This is a genomic window from Corynebacterium sp. MC3, from assembly GCF_900099485.1.
GTDB lineage: Bacteria > Actinomycetota > Actinomycetes > Mycobacteriales > Mycobacteriaceae > Corynebacterium > Corynebacterium pseudogenitalium.
This window is the reverse complement of sequence record NZ_LT622814.1, coordinates 216010-237434: the sequence shown is the minus strand read 5'-3', so window position 1 is coordinate 237434 and position 21425 is coordinate 216010. Positions and strand designations below refer to the sequence as shown.

At 65.1% G+C, this 21425-nt stretch carries 18 protein-coding genes; 7 read left to right on the top strand and 11 right to left on the bottom strand.

The annotated features are described in order from the left end of the window. Nucleotides 1–14 precede the first annotated feature (14 nt). Complete coding sequence (locus tag BQ4436_RS05905) at nucleotides 15–3152, bottom strand: error-prone DNA polymerase (protein ID WP_083329459.1); 3138 nt, start codon at nucleotides 3150–3152, stop codon at nucleotides 15–17. Between the two features lie 144 nt (nucleotides 3153–3296). Here BQ4436_RS05905 and BQ4436_RS05900 point away from each other — a divergent pair, with 144 nt between their 5' ends. From BQ4436_RS05900 to BQ4436_RS05885, 4 genes are read left to right on the top strand one after another with little or no spacing between them, the layout of a single operon-like run. Beyond that, nucleotides 3297–4187: a MetQ/NlpA family ABC transporter substrate-binding protein gene (locus BQ4436_RS05900; protein WP_070363016.1), complete on the top strand. Its 891-nt coding sequence runs from the start codon at nucleotides 3297–3299 to the stop codon at nucleotides 4185–4187. A gap of 3 nt (nucleotides 4188–4190) precedes the next feature. Further along, a complete protein-coding gene (locus tag BQ4436_RS05895; RefSeq protein ID WP_070975851.1) occupies nucleotides 4191–5222 on the top strand; it encodes a methionine ABC transporter ATP-binding protein in 1032 nt (343 codons plus the stop codon). Further along, nucleotides 5219–5911 carry a methionine ABC transporter permease gene (locus BQ4436_RS05890; protein WP_070975850.1) on the top strand — a complete coding sequence of 231 codons (693 nt, stop codon included), beginning with the start codon at nucleotides 5219–5221 and terminating at the stop codon, nucleotides 5909–5911. The genes BQ4436_RS05895 and BQ4436_RS05890 overlap by 4 nt, the downstream gene beginning before the upstream one ends. A 29-nt stretch (nucleotides 5912–5940) precedes the next feature. Further along, nucleotides 5941–6729, top strand: coding sequence for an HAD family hydrolase (locus BQ4436_RS05885; protein WP_083329476.1), 789 nt, complete (start codon nucleotides 5941–5943; stop codon nucleotides 6727–6729). On the opposite strand, the gene BQ4436_RS05880 is transcribed toward BQ4436_RS05885, so the two are convergent. Then, nucleotides 6726–7631, bottom strand: a complete 906-nt coding sequence (locus tag BQ4436_RS05880) for a sucrase ferredoxin (protein ID WP_070363020.1) — start codon at nucleotides 7629–7631, stop codon at nucleotides 6726–6728. The two genes, BQ4436_RS05885 and BQ4436_RS05880, sit on opposite strands and share 4 nt — an antisense overlap. Before the next feature lie 143 nt (nucleotides 7632–7774). Here BQ4436_RS05880 and BQ4436_RS05875 point away from each other — a divergent pair, with 143 nt between their 5' ends. Next, complete coding sequence (locus tag BQ4436_RS05875; protein ID WP_252930963.1) at nucleotides 7775–8368, top strand: AMIN-like domain-containing (lipo)protein; 594 nt, start codon at nucleotides 7775–7777, stop codon at nucleotides 8366–8368. Nucleotides 8369–8371: 3 nt separating this feature from the next. On the opposite strand, the gene BQ4436_RS05870 is transcribed toward BQ4436_RS05875, so the two are convergent. Both BQ4436_RS05870 and BQ4436_RS05865 read right to left on the bottom strand, forming a co-directional pair. Next, nucleotides 8372–9994 (bottom strand): Y-family DNA polymerase, encoded by a 1623-nt coding sequence (locus tag BQ4436_RS05870; RefSeq protein ID WP_070975846.1) that lies wholly within the window; start codon nucleotides 9992–9994, stop codon nucleotides 8372–8374. Beyond that, on the bottom strand, nucleotides 9991–10704 hold the full coding sequence (locus BQ4436_RS05865) for a hypothetical protein (protein WP_070975844.1): 714 nt from the start codon (nucleotides 10702–10704) through the stop codon (nucleotides 9991–9993). The genes BQ4436_RS05870 and BQ4436_RS05865 overlap by 4 nt, the downstream gene beginning before the upstream one ends. A gap of 106 nt (nucleotides 10705–10810) precedes the next feature. On the opposite strand from BQ4436_RS05865, the gene BQ4436_RS05860 reads away from it, so the two are divergent. Beyond that, a complete protein-coding gene (locus BQ4436_RS05860; protein ID WP_070975843.1) occupies nucleotides 10811–11254 on the top strand; it encodes a hypothetical protein in 444 nt (147 codons plus the stop codon). Here the strand turns inward: BQ4436_RS05860 and BQ4436_RS05855 are convergent. Genes BQ4436_RS05855 through BQ4436_RS05835 form a run of 5 tightly spaced genes read right to left on the bottom strand, consistent with a single transcriptional unit; the run spans nucleotide 11251 to nucleotide 17594 of the window. Continuing rightward, nucleotides 11251–12474 carry an alkylhydroperoxidase domain protein gene (locus BQ4436_RS05855; protein WP_070975841.1) on the bottom strand — a complete coding sequence of 408 codons (1224 nt, stop codon included), beginning with the start codon at nucleotides 12472–12474 and terminating at the stop codon, nucleotides 11251–11253. The genes BQ4436_RS05860 and BQ4436_RS05855 overlap by 4 nt on opposite strands. Then, nucleotides 12467–14119 (bottom strand): dipeptide ABC transporter ATP-binding protein, encoded by a 1653-nt coding sequence (locus BQ4436_RS05850; protein ID WP_070975839.1) that lies wholly within the window; start codon nucleotides 14117–14119, stop codon nucleotides 12467–12469. Before BQ4436_RS05850 ends, BQ4436_RS05855 begins: the two co-directional genes overlap by 8 nt. A gap of 3 nt (nucleotides 14120–14122) precedes the next feature. Next, nucleotides 14123–14935: an ABC transporter permease gene (locus tag BQ4436_RS05845; RefSeq protein ID WP_070975837.1), complete on the bottom strand. Its 813-nt coding sequence runs from the start codon at nucleotides 14933–14935 to the stop codon at nucleotides 14123–14125. Between the two features lie 5 nt (nucleotides 14936–14940). Continuing rightward, a complete protein-coding gene (locus BQ4436_RS05840; protein ID WP_083290815.1) occupies nucleotides 14941–15954 on the bottom strand; it encodes an ABC transporter permease in 1014 nt (337 codons plus the stop codon). Continuing rightward, the gene (locus BQ4436_RS05835) at nucleotides 15939–17594 is read right to left on the bottom strand and encodes a TIGR04028 family ABC transporter substrate-binding protein (RefSeq protein ID WP_255366137.1); all 1656 of its coding nucleotides are present in this window, start codon (nucleotides 17592–17594) and stop codon (nucleotides 15939–15941) included. Before BQ4436_RS05835 ends, BQ4436_RS05840 begins: the two co-directional genes overlap by 16 nt. A 109-nt stretch (nucleotides 17595–17703) precedes the next feature. On the opposite strand from BQ4436_RS05835, the gene BQ4436_RS05830 reads away from it, so the two are divergent. Beyond that, nucleotides 17704–19599: an FAD/NAD(P)-binding protein gene (locus tag BQ4436_RS05830; RefSeq protein WP_070975834.1), complete on the top strand. Its 1896-nt coding sequence runs from the start codon at nucleotides 17704–17706 to the stop codon at nucleotides 19597–19599. Here BQ4436_RS05830 and BQ4436_RS05825 read toward each other — a convergent pair. Both BQ4436_RS05825 and BQ4436_RS05820 read right to left on the bottom strand, forming a co-directional pair. Further along, nucleotides 19596–20231, bottom strand: coding sequence for a LuxR C-terminal-related transcriptional regulator (locus tag BQ4436_RS05825; RefSeq protein ID WP_070363029.1), 636 nt, complete (start codon nucleotides 20229–20231; stop codon nucleotides 19596–19598). The two genes, BQ4436_RS05830 and BQ4436_RS05825, sit on opposite strands and share 4 nt — an antisense overlap. After that, nucleotides 20228–21355, bottom strand: a complete 1128-nt coding sequence (locus BQ4436_RS05820; RefSeq protein ID WP_070363030.1) for an ATP-binding protein — start codon at nucleotides 21353–21355, stop codon at nucleotides 20228–20230. Before BQ4436_RS05820 ends, BQ4436_RS05825 begins: the two co-directional genes overlap by 4 nt. Between the last annotated feature and the right edge of the window lie 70 nt (nucleotides 21356–21425).

The following is a 21425-nucleotide window of genomic DNA, read 5'->3' as shown; positions in this document are numbered from 1 at the left end:
CTACCCTAGCGACTTCACCGAAAATCACGTGAACCACGCGAGAGCCACTGGCCGACATCGATTTGCTCCAGACGGTCCGCCACGACGCTGACCGCACCTGACGCATTTTGGACAATCCCGCGCACCACCAGCGCGTGCGCTGTGCGCGCCACTACACGCTGCCGCTTCCACAGCCCCGGCGACACCATGATGTTCAGCAGCCCGGTTTCGTCCTCCATCCCCAGAAACGTCAGGCCTGATGCCGTCTGCGGCCGCTGCCTGTGCGTGACCACGCCTGCGACGCGGACGCGGGTACCGTCTTCCACGCTACGAAGGTCGACCGCTCGGAGAATCCCCTCCCGTTGCAAGTGTTCGCGCAGCAGCTGCATCGGTTGAGCATCAGGGGTGACGCCGGTCGCGGCAACATCGGCCGCGAGTAGCTCGAACGCGGTCATCCCGGGCAGCACTGGGGCGTCGATACCTGAAAGCCCAGGAAGCATCCCGTCGCGCTCTGTTGCTGCGATACCCGCAGCCCACACTGCTTGTCGACGCTCCCCTCCGAAGCAGTCCAGCGCACCGGCCTTAGCGAGCGCCTCGACGTGCTCCACGGTCAGCTCCGCCCGACGCGCCAGGTCCGCGATGTCCGTAAACGGCGCGGCCTCCTCGATCCTGGCCGCAGCCTTCTCCCCGACCCCCTTCACCAAATTCAGCCCGATCCGAATTGTGTCATTATTTATACAGCGCGCCTGTACGCCGGACCCATTCACGCTCACCGGCAACACCGTGATGCCGTGGCGGCGGGCGTCTTGAATCAGGGACTGGGGCGAGTAGAAGCCCATCGGCTGTGCCCGCAGCAGGCCGACGCAGAACTGCGCCGGGTAGTAGTACTTCATCCACGCGGAGAAGTACACAAGCGACGCAAACGATTGCGAGTGCGACTCCGGAAATCCGTAGGCGGCAAACGCGACGATCTTGTTCCAGAGCTTTTCCGCGACGTCCGCCCCGATCCCGTTCGTGGTGTTGCAGCCCTCGAAGAACCGGGCTTTGAGCGCCGCCATTTTTGCTGGAGAACGCTTCGAACCCATCGCGCGGCGCAGCGCGTCGGCCTCCCGGCCGCTGAATCCTGCGGCGTCGACGGCGATCTGCATGAGCTGCTCCTGGAACAACGGAATACCCAGCGTCTTCCCGAGGGACTTTTCCAGCACCGGGTGGTCGTAGATAACGGGCTCGAGGCCATCGCGGCGCCGTAGATATGGGTGAACGGATCCGCCTTGAATTGGGCCTGGGCGAATGAGGGCCACCTCTACCACGAGGTCAAAGAAGCGCTGTGGTTTCAGCCGTGGCAGCGTGGAAAGTTGCGCGCGCGACTCCACCTGGAATACCCCGACGGCGTCCGCGCGGCACAGCATGTCGTAGACGTTGGTGTCGGCGAGGTCGAGCTCCCACAGGTGCACCTCGGTGCCCGTTGTATCGCGTACGAGGTCCACCATGTGATGCAGGGCCTCCAGCATGCCGAGCCCGAGCAGGTCAAACTTCACCAACCCCGCCGAAGCGCAATCGTCTTTGTCCCACTGCACCACAGAGCGCTGTTCCTTGCGCGCCCACTCGATGGGAACGACGTCCGCGATCGGCCGGTCGCAGATCACCATCCCGCCCGAGTGGATCCCGAGGTGGCGTGGCTGGCCAATGAACTCCTCCGCCAACGTACATACCTGCTCCGGCGGGTCGCTGAGTCCTTTTGACCAGGCATCCGCAGCACCTTGTGGGTACCCGAGCGCCCGGGAAGCGTCACGAACAGCACCCTTCCTCCGGTACGTAATCACGTTCGCCACCTGCGCGGCACGCTCGCGGCCGTAGCGCCGGTAAACGTACTGGATTACTTCTTCGCGCCTGCCGGACTCAATATCAATATCGATATCCGGTGGGCCATCGCGGTCCGGCGACAGGAAACGCTCAAAAAGAAGGCCAGCGCTGATCGGCTCGGCGTTCGTGATCCCGAGAGCAAAGCAGACCGCTGAGTTCGCCGCCGACCCACGGCCTTGGCACAGGATATTGCTGCGCCGACAAAAGTCGACCAGGTCGTACACGATTAAGAAGTAGCCGGGGAATTGGAGCTCCTCAATCACGCTGAGTTCGTAAGCAATCTGCTTCATCGCCTGCTCACGGATGTTTTCCGGGCGCGTCGCGTACCGCACCTGCGCACTCGCGTAGGTCAACTCCTTCAGATAGCTCATCTCATTGTGGCCAGCAGGAGTGTCGTAGTCCGGTAGGTTTGGCGCGACAAGGTCGAGCGTAAACGCGCACTGTTCGGCAAGCTCCACGGTGGTGGCCAGCATCGGCTCACATCCCGGCAGCAGCCGGGCGAGCTGCTGCCCGCTGCGCAGCCAGTGCGCCCCCATGGGGTGCAGGTCAGCAACGTCTTGCCGCAGCGCGCGGCGCTGGCCAAGCGCATGTTTCGCTGCAGCGAGGCGCGCGTGTCGGCGCGTCGCAGCGGCAGGCCGGGTACTCACTATGGCGGGAAGATGAACGAAGCGGTCTAATTGTTGGTGATGATCGGCGTCATCCGGCATGAGTGAGACCACGTACTCCCTCACCACATTTTCCACCCCGAAGCTCTCGCTCAATTTATCGAATAGCGGGGTCCACTCCCACCCGCCAAGCGCTAAGCAGGAGCCATCAAGCCACTCCCCGATTTCCCACATCGGCGGGTACGAGAGCTCGCCTTTTTGCCTACCCTCCATGTGTGCGCGCGACATCAGATGCGATAACCTCCGGTACCCTTCCGCACCACGGGCCAGGACGGGCAGCACCCCCTCTTTCAGCGTCAGCTCTGCACCAAACACCGTGGGCATCCCGGCCGCAGCAGCAGCTTCCGCAAACTTCACTGCACCGTAGAAACCGTCACGATCACACAGGCCAAGCGCCGAAAGACCGAGCGACCGAGCGCGCGCGACCAGCTGTTCAGGCTCGCTCGCCCCGCCAAGGAAGCTATAGGACGACACCGCGTGCAACTCGGCGAATGGCACCCCACCGCGCCGCCCACCGACCCCCTCACCCTCCGCTTCACCAGCAAAGGTGAGGTGATCTACCGGAACGACAGGACCGACGTCGTTCCCAGACAGTATCCGCTCCAGCTTTGACCATGTCAGTGGAGCACCCCCATTGAATCGCATGTTCGATAGTGTAAACATGTTCGAATGCTCGCGCAAGTGGATTTATATTCAACGTTTGCAGCCAGGGATAGACTAAGCGGTCCAATAGATGCTAAGTTTTCAAACCATCAATGATTCCCCAACGAAAGACATAAAGGAGACATCATGCGCCTCAACCGTGTGATTGCAACCATCGCAGCTTCAGCCCTCGCCGCTACCAGCCTGGTAGCTTGCTCCAACGACTCTGCCGAGAAGACCACCGACGCTGCCGGTGGCGGCGAGGACACCGTCGTCAAGATTGGTACCACCGACGCTGACCAGAAGGCATGGTCCGTCTTCGAGGACCTCGCGGCAGACAACGGCATCACCCTCGACATCGTGCAGTTCTCTGACTACGCACCAGTCAACGAGGCGCTTGCCCAGGGCGAGATTGACCTGAACAAGTTCCAGCACATCCTCTACCTCGCCACCTACAACGAGGCTTCCGGCAACGACCTAAAGGTGCTGTCCACCACGGAGATCTACCCGCTGGCACTGTTCTGGAAGGATCACGATTCCCTCGACGGCATCGAAGGCACCGAGGTTGCTATCCCGAACGATGACTCGAACCAGGGCCGTGCAATCAACGTCCTCGTCCAGGCTGACTTGATCACGCTGAAGGACGGCGCTGATGAACTGGCACCGTCCCCAGCAGATATCGACGAGGCAGCGTCGAAGGTGAAGGTCGTTCCGGTCGACGCTTCCCAGACGACCTCCGCATACAAGGAGGGTCGCCCGGCCATCATCAACAACTCCTGGCTGGAGCGCGCTGGCATTGAGCCAAAGCAGGCTATCTTCCAGGATGACCCGGCTTCCGAGCAGGGCGAGCCATACATCAACGTCTTCGCTGCACGCGCTGAGGACCTGGACAACCCGACCTACAACCGCCTCGCAGAGCTGTGGAACTCCCCAGAGGTCGCAGCTGCCGTCCAGGAGGATTCCCGCGGCACCGCGGTCGCTGTTGAGCGCTCCCGTGATGACGCAAACGCTATCCTCGCACGCCTTCAGGAGAAGTAATCCGTGACGAAAACCGGCACCCGGGTTGAGTTCCGGGACGTATCGAAAGTCTTTACAACGGGTGGGCGCGAGGTTGTGGCCGTCGACAATGCGTCGCTGACGGTCGAGCCTGGTGAGATCCTTGGAGTGATCGGCTACTCCGGCGCTGGCAAGTCCACGCTGGTGCGGCTGATCAACGGGCTCGACATGCCTACCAGCGGCGAACTCCTCCTCGACGGCACCAATATCGTCGGCAAGAGCGAGAAGCGTCTGCGGGAAGTGCGCCGAAACGTTGGGATGATTTTCCAGCAGTTCAACCTGTTCTCTTCCCGAACTGCGGCGGGCAACATTGAGTACCCGCTGCAGCTTGCCGGTTTGGGCAAGCAGGAGCGCCGGGCGCGCGTCGAGGAGCTCCTCGAGTTCGTCGGCCTGTCGGATCGCGGCAAGAACTACCCCGAGCAACTTTCGGGTGGTCAGAAGCAGCGCGTGGGCATCGCTCGTGCGCTCGCCACGAATCCCTCGCTCTTGCTTGCCGACGAAGCCACCTCCGCCCTCGACCCCGAGACCACCCACGAGGTGCTCGAGCTACTGCGCCGCGTCAACGCGGAGCTCGGCATCACGATCGTGGTGATTACCCACGAGATGGACGTGATCCGCGCGATTGCGGACAAGGTCGCCGTAATGGAGGCCGGCAAGGTCGTCGAGTATGGCTCCGTCTACGAGGTGTTCTCGGACCCGAAAACGAAGGTCGCGCAGCGCTTCGTATCGACGTCGCTTCGCAACACCCCAGACAAGCACGAGGAGCTCGAGTTGCTGAACGCGGCGCCTGGGCGCCTCTTCACCGTCGACCTGACCGAACACTCGGGATTCTTCGGTGCGGCGGAGAAGGCGCGCCAACGCGGCGTGTCGATTCAGCCGGTGCACGCGGGTATTACGACCCTGCAGGAGCACTCCTTCGGCAAGATGACGGTCCGCCTCAACGGCGACGATGCAGCGATTAACGAGTTCCTGCACACGCTGCAGGGCACCACGGATATTCAGGAGATACGTCGATGAACAGTGCTGTCAACGAATTCATTCTGGCGCAGCCGAACTGGGACCGGCTCGGCCCCACGTTCGTAGACGCCATCGGCGATACCCTTTGGATGGTGGGCATCACCCTGCTCGTCGGTGGTATCTGTGGCCTGATCCTCGGCGTGTTCTTGTACACCACCCGCCCGGGTGGCATCCTGCAGAACAACGTCGTGTACTGGGTGATTAACTTCGCCGTGAACTTCTTCCGGCCGATCCCGTTCATCATCATGATCGCGATGCTCTACCCCATCACCCTGTCGGTGGTGGGCACCACGATTGGCCGGGGCGCAGCTACGTTTGTGATGTGTTTCTCCGCGACCTTTACCGTGGCCCGTATTGTCGAGCAGAACCTGGTATCCATCGATCCCGGCATGATTGAGGCCGCACGTTCGATGGGCGCAGGACCGTGGACGATCATCCGCACCGTGATCCTCCCCGAGGCGCTCGGTCCGCTGATCCTCGGCTACACGTTCATCTTCATCGCGGTGATCGATATGTCCGCGATGGCAGGCTACATCGGCGGTGGCGGCCTCGGTGACTTCGCCATCGTGTACGGCTACCGCCAGTTCGAACCGCAGGTGACGTGGGCGGCTGTGATCGTCATCGTCGTCATCGTGCAGCTGGCGCAGTTCTTGGGCAACTGGCTGTCCAAGAAGGTGATGCGCCGCTAAGGTGTGACCAGTTGGTTAGGATGGGTGCCATGAAAATCGCAGCGTTTGATTTTGATGGCACCCTTCATCATTCCACGGACACTGACACGGGCGAGCACGGCTTCGACCCGGCCGACATGGCCGCGATCCAGGCCTGGCGCGACGCCGGGCACATCGCCATTTCTGCCACCGGACGCTCGCGCACCGCGCTCGAGTTCGGAATGCGCCACTGCCCCATCCGCTTCGACTACCAGGTGCTCTCGAACGGTGGCTCCGCAACCACCGGCGACAACGAGCGCCTGCTCTACTCACACCTTGTAGACCCGGAGATCGTCGAACAGGTGGTCACGCACTTCGCTGACACGGATGGGGTGGCGGTGTTCGGCACCACGATCGGCCACGTCGATGGTGAGTTCAGCAACAACACCCAGGCTCGCAGTAGCTTTACCGTCAACTTCGACAGGATGACCACGGCCGACATTCCCCACCACGAGTTCGCCGTCGTCCCCTTGTGGATCCCGAACGACGAAGACCTGCGCGCGGAAGTCTACGAGTGGACGCGCGCGCTGCCGCATGTGTCAGTGGCCCAGAACCAGGACTTCATCGACATCATGGCGCCGGGCCGCACGAAGGGTGCGGGCATCCAGGACCTGTTGCAGCTACTCGACGTCCCACGCGAAGACATCGAGCTGTACACCTTCGGCGACTCGTGGAATGACCTGTCCATGCACGAAATCGCAGATCACTCGCATAGCTTCCGCCACTCGCCCGCCGAGGTGCAGCAGCGCACCGACCACGTGATCAACAGGGTCGCTGACGTGCTGCCCAGCTACATCTAGGAGCGACTAGCGACGACCCAGCTCTTGCCGGGCTTCGGGTCCTTCCCGCATGATGCCATCACGGCATCAACGTCGCGCTGCTCCAACATCACCTCGTAGGCGGTGTCGGTCGCGGTGTCGGTCACGGTGACGTGGGCGGAGGGGCCGTCGATACGCTCGGCGGTGACTTCGAGCTGGCCGTAGCGCACCTTGTCCCCTCGGGTGGCGAGCTGCGTTGCGACGTCCACTTCCGCCACCTGGCCTACCGGGCTGAAGGTGCCGCGGCCGCGGTTGCCCGGCACGAAGTACTCGCCGCGCATCGCAGCTTCAAGCATGGCCTCAGTAGCCTCGAGGTTCATCCGGCCAAAACTGTACGCCCACGGCATGAGCAGCATCGTGGCGGCGAAACGGTGCCCCTTGATGTGCGAGGTTTCCCACACCACGTCGTTGCCATGCCCAAACGGGTACTTCTCTACGAGCTCGTTGACGATGGGGCGGCCCTTGATGGCGCAGCACATGTCGCGCTTCGCGTGGGTACAGACCAGGACGAGTGGCTTCGTACGCGACTTGGCGCTGTTTTGCCCTGGGCCTGACAGGTCGAGATCCAGGATCGCCTCAGGCCCATCGACATGCAGCACCTCGGTTGCTGCCTGGTCGGCGAAGACCAGGTAGACGTGGTGGTCTTCAATCTGGCGGCCTTCCCTCGTTGGGTGGCGGATAAGCAGCAAGGTGGCGTTGTAGCGCTGCATGTGCGCTTTCAACTTTTCGGTCAGTTCGTCCCCGAAGGTGTCGCCGTCGAGTACGTCGTGGCTCCACTTGTGTGGCCACTCAAACAAAACGTAGGTCGAGCCGGGTTTCGCGGTACCCGGCAGCGGCTCACTGTCCGTATCGGAGCAGAGTGTGCGTGCATGGGCTGTAGTCATGTCACCTACTGTAGCGAAAATTTCCCGATTGATTAGGTATACCTAAACCGGGCCGAGTCGGGCAGTTAACATTTTGATAACCTTTTTGATTTTTCGCCGTTCTGCTTTGCTCTTCGAGATTCGTTCTAGCTACGGTATTTTGCGTGTTTCCCTTACCGAAGTTCGCCGTTGCGGCGCTGACGCCCTGTATTGCTGGCGCCGTGCTCGCTGGGTGCGTGTCCTCTCCTGCTCAGGACCAGGCCGCGACCCGCGTCGGCTCGATGCTTGCTGCGCCATCAACGACGCAGCTTCGCCCGCTCGGTACCGCGAACGCGAGCCCGAAGACTCAGCGGCCTTCCGCGCCTACTCAGCTCGCCGTGGCTGGCGTGCGTGTGGGCACCCACGAGGGGTTCGACCGCGTTGTCGTGGACCTCGTCGGCGAGGGCAAGCCGGGCTGGTTCGTGGATTACACCTCCACCCCGATGCAGGAGATCACCGGCAAACCACTGAAGGTGACCGGCAACGCGTTCCTCAATATCAACATCGACGGCACCGTCTACCCCTACGAACTTGGCCTGGACGCGGACCAGATCAAGGTGGATACCCCGGCAGAGACCGGCAACATTATCGACGTCGTCAACGCCGGCACCTACGAGGGTCGCAGCCGCGTGGTCGTAGGGCTACGCTCTGACCTGCCGTATTCGGTGCAGATTCTGGAGCACCCGCTGCGCCTGGTCGTCGACATCGTGCAGTCCTAACACCTAGTGGTAGAGCGCCTCGACGCTCCATCGCTGCCGGTGCCACACCAACAACCACCCGCGCTGCCCTGTTCCTACCGCCTGGTCGTGGCCCAGCACCTGGAGGCGCGCAAGCCGGGTCGGATGCGCACCCCACCACTCTTCGTCAACGGGCCAAGGCCCTGCCCACGCGGTGATGTCGTAGCAGCGCTTGCCCCACACTAGCGTTGTCGGCTGGCCGCTGAGCAGGACTTCGGCGTTGAGCAGTATCGGCTGGTCGGCGCTGTCCAGCAGCTGCACCCGCGATGACGGGTGTTCGATCCCACCGCCGAGCCGGGCTGGAAGTGGTGACGGAACGGCGCCGACGAACGCCCCGCGGCCCTGCGGCGGCACCTCCCCATAGGGCACCAGCTGAATACGCTCGGCCACGCCGCGACCTCCAACCGCGACCGGCTGCAGCACCGCCTCCATTCCGAGCTGGGACTGCACCCGCTCGATCACGCGCCGCGCCCCCTCATCCGACGCCCCGTCGGACCACAGCTCCCCCACCATGTCGGGTTGCGCAAGCTCAAGTGGTTCCAGCATGAGCGAGGCGATCGGCCCTGCGCCCCCGTTGGTGAGCCAGCCGTCGAGCTGCCAGCGCACCCGGTCGGCGGTGCCAGCCTCTGTCAGTGCTTCCCGGGTGCGCCACACGCGCTCGACCCGGGTGGCGTCGACAAGCTCGGCGGAGATTTTCAGCCGGAGGCAGTGCACCCCGGCCCCCTTGAGGCGCTGGTGCAGCGGTGTCTCTTTTACCAACACGCCCGCTGGTCCGCCGAGTGGGCCCAGAGTCGCCATCACCGAGTTCGTCTTGCCAGAGCCGGACTCCCCCACGATCTGTCTCTGAGACACATCTAGATGTGTAGAAGAGAGAGCCTCCGGCGTCATCTCGACGGCGAAGTCCTCCACGGGTAGCTCCGGGGCGACGCGCCGGTCCGGGGCCGCGCTGGAGATCCGGTGGAGGTGGATGCCTGCGACCCCGAAGCGAGTCATCACGGCAGAGGCCGGCAGTTGCGCGAGCTGCCCCAGCGTCTGGATGCCCAGCTGGCCCAGGGTACGGACCGTTTCCGGGTCCGCGCCGAGTGCCGCCTCCGCTGTGAGCACCCGAAGTGGCTGTACTGCAAGGAACTGCGCCGACTCCCCCGCTGCAACCACGTGCGAGCTCCGGGTGGCGATCACGGCCGTGGCGATCTCATCCGCCGCCCCTGCCATGACGTCAATGCCGTGGCGTGCGGCGGCGTCGAGAAGCATCTCAAGCGCCGTATCTTCATCGCCGTGGAACTTCCCCGCCGCGGCGAGGTCCGCAACCACCAGACCAGGGCGCAGCACCTCCACGGAGGCCGCCACGTCATCCAGGGATCCCGCGAGCGCGCTGAACGTGCGGCCGTCGCGCTCCGGGTTGTCCTCCACCACCGTCAGCTCAGGCGCGACGGCCTGCGCGTTGCGCACCCGCATCCCACGGCGGACCCCGGCGCGCCGCGCCTCCTGCGAACACACCTTGATACGGTGCTGCACCGCGATCGCGATCGGTTCCTCCAGCGTGTCCTCGGCTTCGAGCTTGGCTGCTTGCACGGGCCAATCCGGGAACCAGAGCGCCGCAACCCTCATGAGGGCACCGCCTTCAGGTGCGCACCACCGCCCGCCACAACCCCAAGCGTCAGTAATGCCGGTGGCCGCTTCCAGCCTTTCGCGTGCGCGGACACCTCCAGGTCAATGCCTGCGATGCGCCCGCGGCCGCGCCCGATGCCGTGGAAGCTAGCAATGTCCGCGCTCATGCGCAATGCAGGCGAAGGCACCGTCGCGTTCACGCACAGCATCGCCGCCTCCCCGGCGCGCACACGTGCGAGGAGCGGGCGGGCCTGGGCGGGCGTGTACTGGATTTCGCATCGGGTGTGTAGCACCACCACGTCTAGCCCCTCGGCGAGCACCCCTGCGGCATGCATGGCGTCCATCCCCGGTTCCGGAACCGCTACAGTTCTGCGCAGCGCTTGCTCCGAGAGCTCTGCGTAGGACAACTCCGGCCACCCCACCACGGCCGCGTATCCTCCGGCTTCCGTGACCTGCCGCAGGATCTCTACGATAAGCGACGGCGTATCGCTCACCTGTGTGACTTGCCGTCTTGGTAAACCCCCGTTCGGGAGCACGCGCGCCAACTCTGCAGACAGCGGAACAACACCTTCGCCCCCGATCTGCTCCTGCACGGCACCACCGTCGAGCTCGGCTAATTGTGCTCGGAGTTGCGCAATCTGCTCAGCTTTGCTGAGCTGTCCGCCATCGTCCGAGGCGAACTCACGCAAGCGAATAGGTGTTCCATTCATGCATGTAAGTATGCAACGCGCCCCTGACACGGGCAACAGTAAAGGTCGAACACTATTTCGAATAGTAGCGCCACAAGGCAGGCCCCTATGCGGTACGCTCTGCCCTATGTATTACGCAGACTTCCGCAACCGCGTCACCCCAATTCCCACGCCGCCCGTTGTGCGGGCGGTGGCGGCGGGGTGCGTAGCGGCGTCGATAAGCGTGATGGCGGCACCGCTACCCGCAGCCGTGAAAGTTGGCGTTGCTCTCGCCGCGGTGCTCGTCGCCCGCGCCACCACCCGGGCACACCCGTACCGCAAGGCCATGGCCGAGTTTGCGCGCAGCCGCAACGTCTCGCAGGTGCCGTCGCTCAGCATGGTGGTGCCGCTGATGCTGTGGTGGCTGGCGCTCATGCTGAGCCCGCTGATCGCGCCGCTGCCCGGCTGGGGGCTGGCACTGCTTGCGGGTGGGTTGTTTGTGGTGGCGTGGGTGCTCATGCCGCACGTCGACGGCACGCGACGCCTCGCATACGCGCCCGCAGCCCCTGCAGCGCCCACCCAGAAGCGCTAGCGGTAGCGCTTCGGCACATCAGCCGCACCCAGGCTGAGCATGAGGCGGTTGGCCCAGTTGAAGAACGCCGCCGAGTTGATCAGGTCGAGGATCTCGAGCTCGCCGCAGCCGACCTCGCGGAGGGCTTCGACGTGCTGTTGCGAGAACGCGATCGGGGTGTGCGTGAGCGCCACGGCGGCGTCGCGCAGCGCGTTCCACAGCGGGGTGCCCAGGTCCGCGGTCACGCCTTCGGCAAGGAGCCGCGAGATCGCCTCGGCGTCGCCGCCTTCCTGCTTCGCGCGCCCCTGGTGCACGGAGGCACAGTACTCGCACCCGTTGAGTCGGGAGACCACGGTCGCGGCGAGTTCACGCTCGGCACGGCCCAGTCCACCGTCGGTGTTGTAGAAAATGTCCAGGTCAGTCAGGGTGCGCGCCTTGAGCACCGCCGGGTCGCGCGCGAGCAGCCGGAAGTACTCCATGTCGATGCGCTCGGGCTTAAGCAGCGCGTCGCGGTGCTCGTCGGTGAACTCGGACTTGTCCAGGCTGGGCACCCACGCGCGCCAGCCCAGGGAGTGCTCGACGAACTTCGTCGGCGCCACAACTTCGGGCAGCAGGGTGCGCGGCCCGGGCTCCCAGCCGGGGTCAGCCACGCCGTGCGCGCGCCCGCTAATCGACGCCCGCTGCGCCCCACCAGCGTCAACCCCGCCGAGCACCCGCACGCCGTGTACGACACGCAACTGGAACGCCACGAACGCGATGAGCTGCCCCAACGTCACGATGCCGTTGTCGCTCCACCCGGCGGACTGCAGGTGCCCAATCGCTGCGGCGGTGGAATCCTTCGGGTGGACAACCAGCAGGTGTGCGAAGTCCAGGGCGGCGGCGAACTGCTCCGACGCCTCCCCAATGACGTCACCGAACAGGACGAAGTCGCCGTGCCAGTACGGCCCCTCGGATGCACCGCGCGCAATAGCGGCGTCGACGGCCTCGGCGAGGCCGGGGGCTTGGTCTTCGAGGTCCTCGAGCAACTCCCGGTAGAACGCGCTCGCAGTTGTCAGCCCGGTGAGCCCGGCCACGAACGCGGCGACACCATAGCGCCAGGCCAGTGGCACGTCGCCCTCGTCGTCAGGCTCGAAGAGGGCCGTAAACGTGAGCTCTGCGTTCTCGACTGCTTCCGGGCGGCGCCTGCGAAGGCGCGCGAGTTCCGGAGAGGCGTCGGCAAGCGTATCGATGATGTTAGACACTAAATTCTCCTAACTGCCGGGCGCGGAAGCGCGCGCCCGGGATTGCATGGATCAGGTTCTTTGTCACTTCGTGGCGCGGCCACTGGAAGACGTCGTCCGTCGGGCCGTACTCCACCTGGGTACCACGGCTGAGCACGCTGACCGTGTCCGAAACCTGGCGCACCACCGCCAAATCGTGGGAAATAAAGATATAGGTCAGGCCCAGCTCTTGCTGCAGGTCTTCCAGCAGCCGGAGGATCTGCGCCTGCACCGTCACGTCGAGCGCGGAAACCGCCTCATCGAACACGACGAGCTCCGGCTCCACCACGAGCGCACGCGCAATGGCGACACGCTGGCGCTGCCCGCCGGAAAGCTGCGACGGGGTGCGCCGCGCGAACTGCTGCGGGCCACTGATACACGAGAAGATAGGTACAAAGGAGAGCTGCGGGTCCAGCGCCACGCGCGCCAGCACCTCGTGCGCCTTCGCGCGCGCCTCGCGTTTCGACGCCCCCGTCAGGTTCCGAACCGGCTCGGCCACGATGGCCTCCACCGTCATTTTAGGGTTCAGGGAAGAAAACGGGTTCTGGTGCACCAGCTGCACCGTGGAGCGCAGCTTCCGGCGGGTGGCGTCGTCGACGCCGGTCACGACGTTGCCGCCGATGGTGACGCTGCCGCTCGTCGGATCCCGGAACAGGGAGATCGCCCGCCCAGTCGTGGTCTTCCCGGAGCCGGATTCGCCCACAATCGCGTGCGTGGACCCTCGCTTCACTTCGAAGGAGACGTCATTGACGGCCACGAAGTCCCCATACTCCTGGCGCAGGTGATCCACGCGCACCAGCACGTCGCCGTCCGGCGCTGGCCGGTGGTAGGCGTTCGCGACGGCGAGCGAAGGGGCGTCGGCAAGCAGGCGCTGTGAATACTCCTCTTGCGGGTCGGCGAGCACCTCCGCGGCGGGGCCTTCCTCCACGACGACGCCGCGCTGCATAATCACCACGTCGTCGGCACGGTCACCCGCCACCGCCAAGTCGTGCGTGATCAGCACGATGCCGAGGTTGAGGCGCTCACGCATCTCGTCGAGCACGTCCAGCACCTTTTCCTGCACGGTCACATCCAGGGCGGACGTCGGCTCGTCGGCGATCAGTACCTGCGGCTCGGGCGCGATGGCTGCTGCGATGAGCACGCGCTGCTTCATCCCGCCCGAGAGCTCGTGCGGGTACTGGCCGTGGCGGCGCTGCGGGTCGTCGATGCCGACGGCCTCCATGAGCTCCAGCGCGCGTGCGCGACGGGAGGCGGCTGTGCCAATACCGTGGACCGCCATCGCCTCCTCGATCGAGGCCCCGACGGGCTTGAGCGGGTTGAGCGAATTGTTCGGGTCCTGCGGCACCAAGCCAATCTTCGCACCGCGCAGCTGACGCCACTGCCGCGGAGACAACTGCGTGATGTCCTTGCCTTGGAAATAGACTGCGCCGTCCAGCACCCGCGCGGATCCGCCGAGGAGTCCCAGAGTCGCCATCACCGAGGTCGTCTTGCCAGAGCCGGACTCCCCCACGATCGCGGTGAGTTTGCCAGGCGCGACGGAAAAGGACACGTCTTGCGCCGATGGCGGCTGATTGCCGTACGCGACGGTCAGGCCACGTACTTCAAGTAAAGGTTGCAGGGGTTGCATGGGTTAGGCCTCCGTACGAATGAGTTGGGACAGGTGGTTCGCGCTCATGACGGTGGCGATGATCGCCACGCCGGGCAGGACGATGATCCACCAGGCGGTGGCCATGAAGTCGCGGCCTTCGGCGATGATGAGGCCCCACTCCGGGATCGGCGGCGGGGCACCGTAGCCGAGGAACCCGAGGATGGACAGCTGCAGGATCGCCGTGCCGAACTGCAGGGCCGCCAGCGCGATGACCGGGGTGAGCGAGTTCGGCAGGATGTGGCGCACCAGCACCTGGGACTTCGTCGCTCCAGAGCCGTAGGCGGCCTCAACGTAGTCGGTGCCTGCAACCTGCATCACCTGTGAACGGGCGAGGCGGGCGAACGTCGCCACCGTGGTCATGCCGACAGCGAAGGCCGCCTGTAGTGAGCCGAAGCCCAGCACGATGATGATGGACAGAGACAGCAGGATGCCTGGGATAGCGAGCAGGACGTCCACGATCCGCATCAGTACGGTGTCGACTTTGCCTCGCAGCGCGCCCGCCACCAGGCCAATCAGCGTGCCGAACACCAGCCCGACCGCCACCGCGATCACCGCGCCGAGCAGCGACTGGCGCGCGCCGTAGACCACGCGCGAGTACACGTCGCGCCCCACGGCGTCGGTGCCGAAGAAGTGCTCCGCGCTCGGCGCTGCAAGGGCTACGTCGACGCCCTTGTATGGGTCGTGCGTGGCAAATATGCCCGGCAGCAGGGCCCACGCGCACGCAAGCAGCAGCACGAGCAGTGCGAGAACCGTGCCTGGTTGTTTCCAATGCTGTTTCCAATTCGTCGTTCGCATGGTTGCTACTCCCGTCCCGTTTCGATTGCCCGCACGTCGATGGCGTCGGCGGACTGGCTGGCGTACTGCTTCGGTGTTGCGGCAAACGGTCCGCCGGCGGTGCGCAGCCGCACGTCAAGCACCGGGTAGAGCAGGTCAATGATGAGGTTGATGGTCACGTACGCCACCGCGGCGATGAGGACTACGCCCAGCAGCACCGGCGTGTCGCGGTTCGACACGGCGGTGACCACCATGGAGCCCAACCCCGTGCGCCCGAAGACGGTTTCCGTCACCACAGCACCGCCGACGAGCTCGCCGAAGAGCAGGCCCGCCATGGTCAGCGCCGGCAGCAGCGCGTTTCGCAGCACATCGGACCAGAAGATGCGGGTCTCGCTCGCGCCGCGCGCACGCGCCACCTGCACGAATGGGCTGCGCTGCACCTCGTCGATGGAGCGGATCAGCACCTGTGCGAGCGGGGCCGCCATCGGGACGGACAGCGTGAGCGTCGGCAGCACGAGCCCCTCGAGCGGGCCCGGCGCAATCACGTTGATCCAGCCGAGCTCGAAGGACACGAGCTGCAGCAGCACGATCGCGATCCAGAACCCTGGCAGCGACACCATCAGGGAGGGCACCGCGCGAAACAGCGCGCCGATGCGCCCGGCGCCGGGCAGCGTCGCGACGAATGCGGTGATGAGTGCCACGATGATCGCGAGCCCGACCGAGGTCGCGGCCAACGCCAGCGTATGCGGCAGGGCGTCGGCGATGAGCTGGCCCACCGGCGTACCAGTGCGCACGGAGTAGCCGAGACTGCCGGTGAACAGACCCGTCAGCGTCGCCACGTACTGCGTAAGCAACGGCTTATCGACGCCCATCTCCGAACGGATCGCCTCAATCTCAGCCTGGCTGAGTCCCAGTGCCGGGTCAGCGTAGCGGGCCATGACACCGTCGGATGGCAGAGCCGAAAGCAGAAAGAATGCGAGAGTGTAGGTCAGCAGCAGCACGATCAGTGCTTGGCCTACCCGCTTTACGATGTACGGCATGGCGTATCCCCTTCCTGGAGGTAGGCGCTATAGAGCGCAGGGCGTGCAACGGCTTCCACGCCGAACCCGCACAGACGTGGGCTGACGGCGTATACCTGTGGTTCTTCGAACAGCGGCAGCGTGTAGGCCTGCTCAGTGACGTAATCTTGGACGGCTTCCACTGCGCGGGCCCGGCCGGCGTCGTCGGGTGTGGAGACCACGGTCTGCAGCAGGTCTTCGAGGTGCTGGTCGATCACGTTGTCGTTTTCATCCTGGTTAATGAAGGAGTCTCGGCGCCCGACCGCGTAGTGCGACTCGATGGCGTCGTAGTCCGCCCGGCCGACCATCGTGTGGTAGAGCTGCACCTTGTTCGGGTCCTTCGACGCCACGTTTTGCGTCGAACGGTCGCCGGAGAGCACGGAGAGCTCAATGCCGATGTCGCGCAGGTTGGACTGCACCATCGTCATCACTTCGCGGGCGCGCGGCTGGGTCTGCGCGTAGTTGACGGTCAGGTGCAGGCGTTCCCCGTCCTTGACGCGGATGCCGTCGTTGCCCACGACCCACCCGGCCTCATCGAGGAGCTGCCGGGCAAGCTCCGGGTCGTACGTATAGGCGTCGCCCTGGTTTTTGTAGCCCAAGCCCGTGGCGGCCACGCTCGAGGTCGCCAGCGGGTAGGAATCAGAGAACAGGATGCGCAGCAGCTCTTCGCGGTCCACGCTGTGCGTGATCGCGCGGCGCACCCGGATGTCCTGCAGGTACGGGTGCTGCGGGCGCATCGCGATCTGGTTGTTCATCGCGTTCGTGCCGCGGGAGACGATCTGCACGCCGCGGTCTTGGAGGTGGCGCTCGGCCGACGCAGTCACGTCGCGCACGATGTCCGCCTGCCCGGATAGGACCGCGCCGGTGCGCATCGCTTCTTCGGCGGCGAGCCGGTACGTCACGCTGTCCAGCCGGGCGCGGCCCTGGTGCTCGAGGATGGGCGGTGCCCAGTCGTAGTCCTCGCGCGCCCGCAGCTCAATGGAGGTGCCCAGCTCCTCACCGGCGATGACGAACGGGCCGGAGCCGATGACGTTGTGGGCGCTGCCCGGGCCGAAGGATTCGTTGTCGAGCGCCAGGGTGGCGTCGGAAAGCAGCCCGGCGTTGTACACGGAGACCGCCTGGGCGAACCCCGGCGATGGGGCGGTGAAGTGGAAGCGCACCGTGTCTTCGTCGATGACTTCGCCGTAGTCATAGTTCGAGATCTGCTCGGAGGCGTTAAGCAGCCGCTCCTTGTCGCCTTTGCCGTAGAGGTCGAAGTTGGCCACGACGTTCTCCGCGGTCAGCGGCGAGCCGTCGGAGTAGGTGACGTCGGTGCGGATGTCGAACGTGTATACCGTCGCGTCCTCGCTGATCTCCGGTAGCTTCGTGGCGATCCACGGGTGCAGCTCGAGCGTCTCCGGGTCCTGATAGAGCAGTCTGTCTGTTATTTGATTCACGACGCCACCATTCGGGTAGAACCCGGCCGCAGGCGGATACAGCGAGGTAAACCAGTTCGGCTCCAGGTACGTGATTGCCTGCATGTCCCCGCTTTGCTCTGTTTGTCCTGCACATGCGGTGCATAACCCGAGTAGCGTGGTAGCCGCAAGCAGCGCTCCGGCCTGCGTTCGACGTGTGTGCTTCACTGTTCTCCCTTCGATGAGCGATAACGCTAACACAGATTAGACGGAGCGGTCTCATGCGTCTAGACTAAGCAGTCTAAACGGTCACTGTCGCAACAGGAAGGAACACACAGTGCAGCCAGCAATCGCCATCGTCGGCGCAGGTCCACGCGGCATTTCCATCATCGAACGCGTCGCCGCCACGCTCAACGAATCTAATTCCACCAAGCCGCTGACAATCCACCTCATCGACGACGCCCAGCACGGCGCCGGGCGCGTCTGGGACACCGCACAGACCCACACGCTGTGCATGAACACGCTGGCCGGCGCCGTCACCCTCTTCACCGAGCCCGGCGCGACCGTCACCGCCCCCGTACTCGAGGGCCCCACCATGTACGAGTGGATCCAGCTCCTGCGCGGCGAGCGCGACGCCGTGTCCGCCACCAAGCAATCACTGTTCGACGCCCACCCAACCCCCGACCACGTCACCGCGGACTTCGGCGCGGAGCTGGCTGCCACCCGCCCGGAGTCCAACCCATCCCGCGCGCTGTACGGCGAGTACCTCCACTGGGTCCTCACGGTCGCGCTGGCGCAGCTCCCCGAGCACGTGACCGTCACCAACCACCGCTCCCGCGCGCAGCGCATCACCGCCCAAAACGGCCACGACGCCATCACGCTTGGGGACGGCACCACCGTCCACGCCGACGCCACCGTGCTCGCCACCGGCTGGGTCGTCCCCGAGCACCCGGTGGCCTTCCGCGGGCACTGGATTCAGCCGGGCAACCCGGTGGAACAGGACGTCGATACGCTGGTTGCTGGCGAAACCGCAATCGTGCGCGGCCTTGGCATGGGCTTTTTCGACCTCATGGCGCTGAGCACCATCAACCGCGGCGGCCGCTTCGTGCCCGCCGACACCCGCTCCGGGCTACGCTACGAGCCCAGCGGCGCCGAACCACACCTCGTGGTTACCTCTGGCCGCGGCTACCCTTACCTGCCGAAATCCGAGTACCACTCGCTGCCGCCAAAGGCGGACCTCTCGCGGCTGCGCGCCGCGATCGAGCAGCACAGCGACGCCACAACACTCAGCTTCGGCGAGCAGCTCTGGCCCGCACTCATCCGCGACTCCTACGCCGCCTATTACACCACCCTCGCACGCGTACGCCCCGACGCCCTGCGGATCCCGCTTGCGGACATCATCGCGCGCATCGACGCCGCCCCAGTGTCTGAGGCCGCCACCCGCACCAGCCTCCTGCCCTGCGCCCGCGCACTCAACGAATCCCTTGCCGACGCCACCACCGACCCCTTCGACATCTCCTACTGGATCGACCCCCTCGCCGGGTGCGAAGGCCTCGACACCGAAAGCCTGAACTGTGTCATCGCCGACGCCCTGGCCCGCGACATCGCCGAGGCCATCGCCGCTCAGGACTCCCCCATCAAGTCCGCCCTGTGGGTGATCTCCGCAGGCCGCAAACCAACCGCCATCGCCGTCGAGAACGGCCGCGGCACCCCGGAGGACCAGCGCGGCGCGCTCTCCGACTACATGGCATTCGGCCAGATGGTCGGCTCCGGTCCTCCGATGTTCCGCTCCCGCGAGCTCCTCGCGCTTATCGACGCCGGCCTGGTCACCCTGCTCGGCCCAACCCCAACCGTCACGCAATCGGGCACACACTTCACGGCCACCAGCGCCGAGCGCACCGTCACCGCGGACACCCTCGCAGACGCCTTCCTGCCGTCCCCTAACATCACCCGCGCAGCCGACCCACTGACCGCGTCACTGTTGGAAAGCGAGCGCATCCGCCCCTTCGCGCCCTTCGGCACGCCCACCGGCTCCCCCGAAACCGACGCAGATACCCGCCGCACCATCCACCCCGACGGCACCCTGGACCCGCGCCTGCACATCGCAGGCATCCCCACCGGCAAGCAGTGGGCAGACACCACCATCTCCCCAATGCCCGGCACCGACCCGCGCATGCTGCAGGAAACAGACAAAACCGCACAGTCGCTGCTGCGGCAGGTAGGTGTACGCTAGCCCAGGTCGCGCGCAACCGCCCACCGGGTCAACTGGTGGCGGTTCGAGGTCTGCGTCTTACGCAAAATACTCGACGCATGCGTCTCCACCGTCTTCACGGAAATGAACAGGCGCTGCGCGATCTCCTTGTACGTGTAGCCCCGCGCCAGCAGGCGCAGCACCTCGAGTTCGCGCCGGGTCAGCGAGTCCACCGCCGGGTCGTCCTCCTCGACGACAGGCCTGCTCGCAAACGCATCAAGCACGAACCCCGCCAGGCGCGGCGAGAAGTACGCGTCCCCGCCGCGTACCCGCTCGATGGCCTCCGCGAGCTCCGCGCCCGCGATGTTCTTGGTCACGTACCCGCGGGCGCCCGCGCGGATTAGGGCAATGACGTCTTCGGCGGCGTCGGACACGCTGAGCACCAAGTACGCCGGGCCGGGTGCACGCTTCAGCACTGCGAGGCCGCCGCCGTCGGGCATGTGGACGTCGAGAAGCACGACGTCGGGCTGTGTCTGCTCGATCCCTCGCACCGCCTCGGCGACCGTGCCAGCCTCACCGACGATGTCCAGCTGGCCGTCGCCTGCGGCAGCCAGTTCGGCCTTCACTCCGGCCCGAAACACCGAGTGGTCGTCTACGAGAAACACGCGCGTCATAGGTCTAACGCTAGTTCGATCTCGGAGCCATTGCCTATCGACGACACCACGTGCGCCTCTCCCCCAACCCGCTCAACCCGCCCCACGATGGAATCGCGCAGCCCGTGCCGGTCCGCCGGCACCGCCTCCGGGTCGAAGCCGGCACCCCGGTCGCGCACGAACACCTCGAGCCTGCCCGCGAGGTGCTCCGCGTAGACGTCGATCGTGTCCACCCCCGCATGCTTTGCGGCGTTGACCATCGCCTCCCGGGCGGCGAGCACGACCGCTTCGGTGCGCTTGTCGAAAGGAAAGTCGTCTCCCACCGTGACCGGTTGAATCACGACCCCATAGGCGTCCTCCACCTCGCCAGCAGCCTTGCGCAACGCGGCGAAGGTGGTGGTGTGGTTGGACACGGTATCGTCGAACAGCCAGGCGCGAAGCTCACGCTCCTGGCCACGGGCAAGCCGAACCACCTCGTCCGGGTCACCCGCCTGGCGCTGAATCAGCGCCAAGGTCTGCAGCACCGAGTCATGCAAGCGGGAGGCGATCTCCGCGCGCTGGTCCGCCACCGCCTTCTGTTCACGCTCCGCGACGAGCGAGTTCGCCAACTTCGTAATCAACGGCACCACCAGCACCGCCACCCCCAGCACCGTCACCAGCACAGAGACAACCACACCGGCGACCCCGCTGCTTTCCCCCATCAGCGCTACCGCCAGCACCCCACCCATCACGAGCAGCGCTCCCAAGGACAGCGCCGCGAGGTTCTTCCATGAGGCCGTACCGCGGTCGTAGGCCTGCAACGCGATAATCGCACCCACTATGAGTACGCCAACCACGAACAGCACAGCCGATCCAACACCCGAGGAGCCCTGCAAGGACAGCAGCGCGCCCACAAACCCCACCAACACGAGGAAAACATCCAGCGCTCCAGGACGCTGCCGAGGCTCGGTGCTCTCGGCAACCGGGGTGAACATCCACAAGCCCGAGTACAGTAACGCCCCCAGCCCACCGGCGAAACTGGCGACAACAAAAAACAGCCGCACCCACCGCACATCCACCCCAAGGTGTCCCGCCACGCCAGAAGCCACACCCGCAATGACGCGGCGGGACGGGTCCCGGGTCAGCCGGGGATACAAAGCAGACATGCACTCATCTTTACACGCACAGTTCCTTGGGCACATCGGGGTAAACCCTGAAATCAAAAATCAGGGTCAT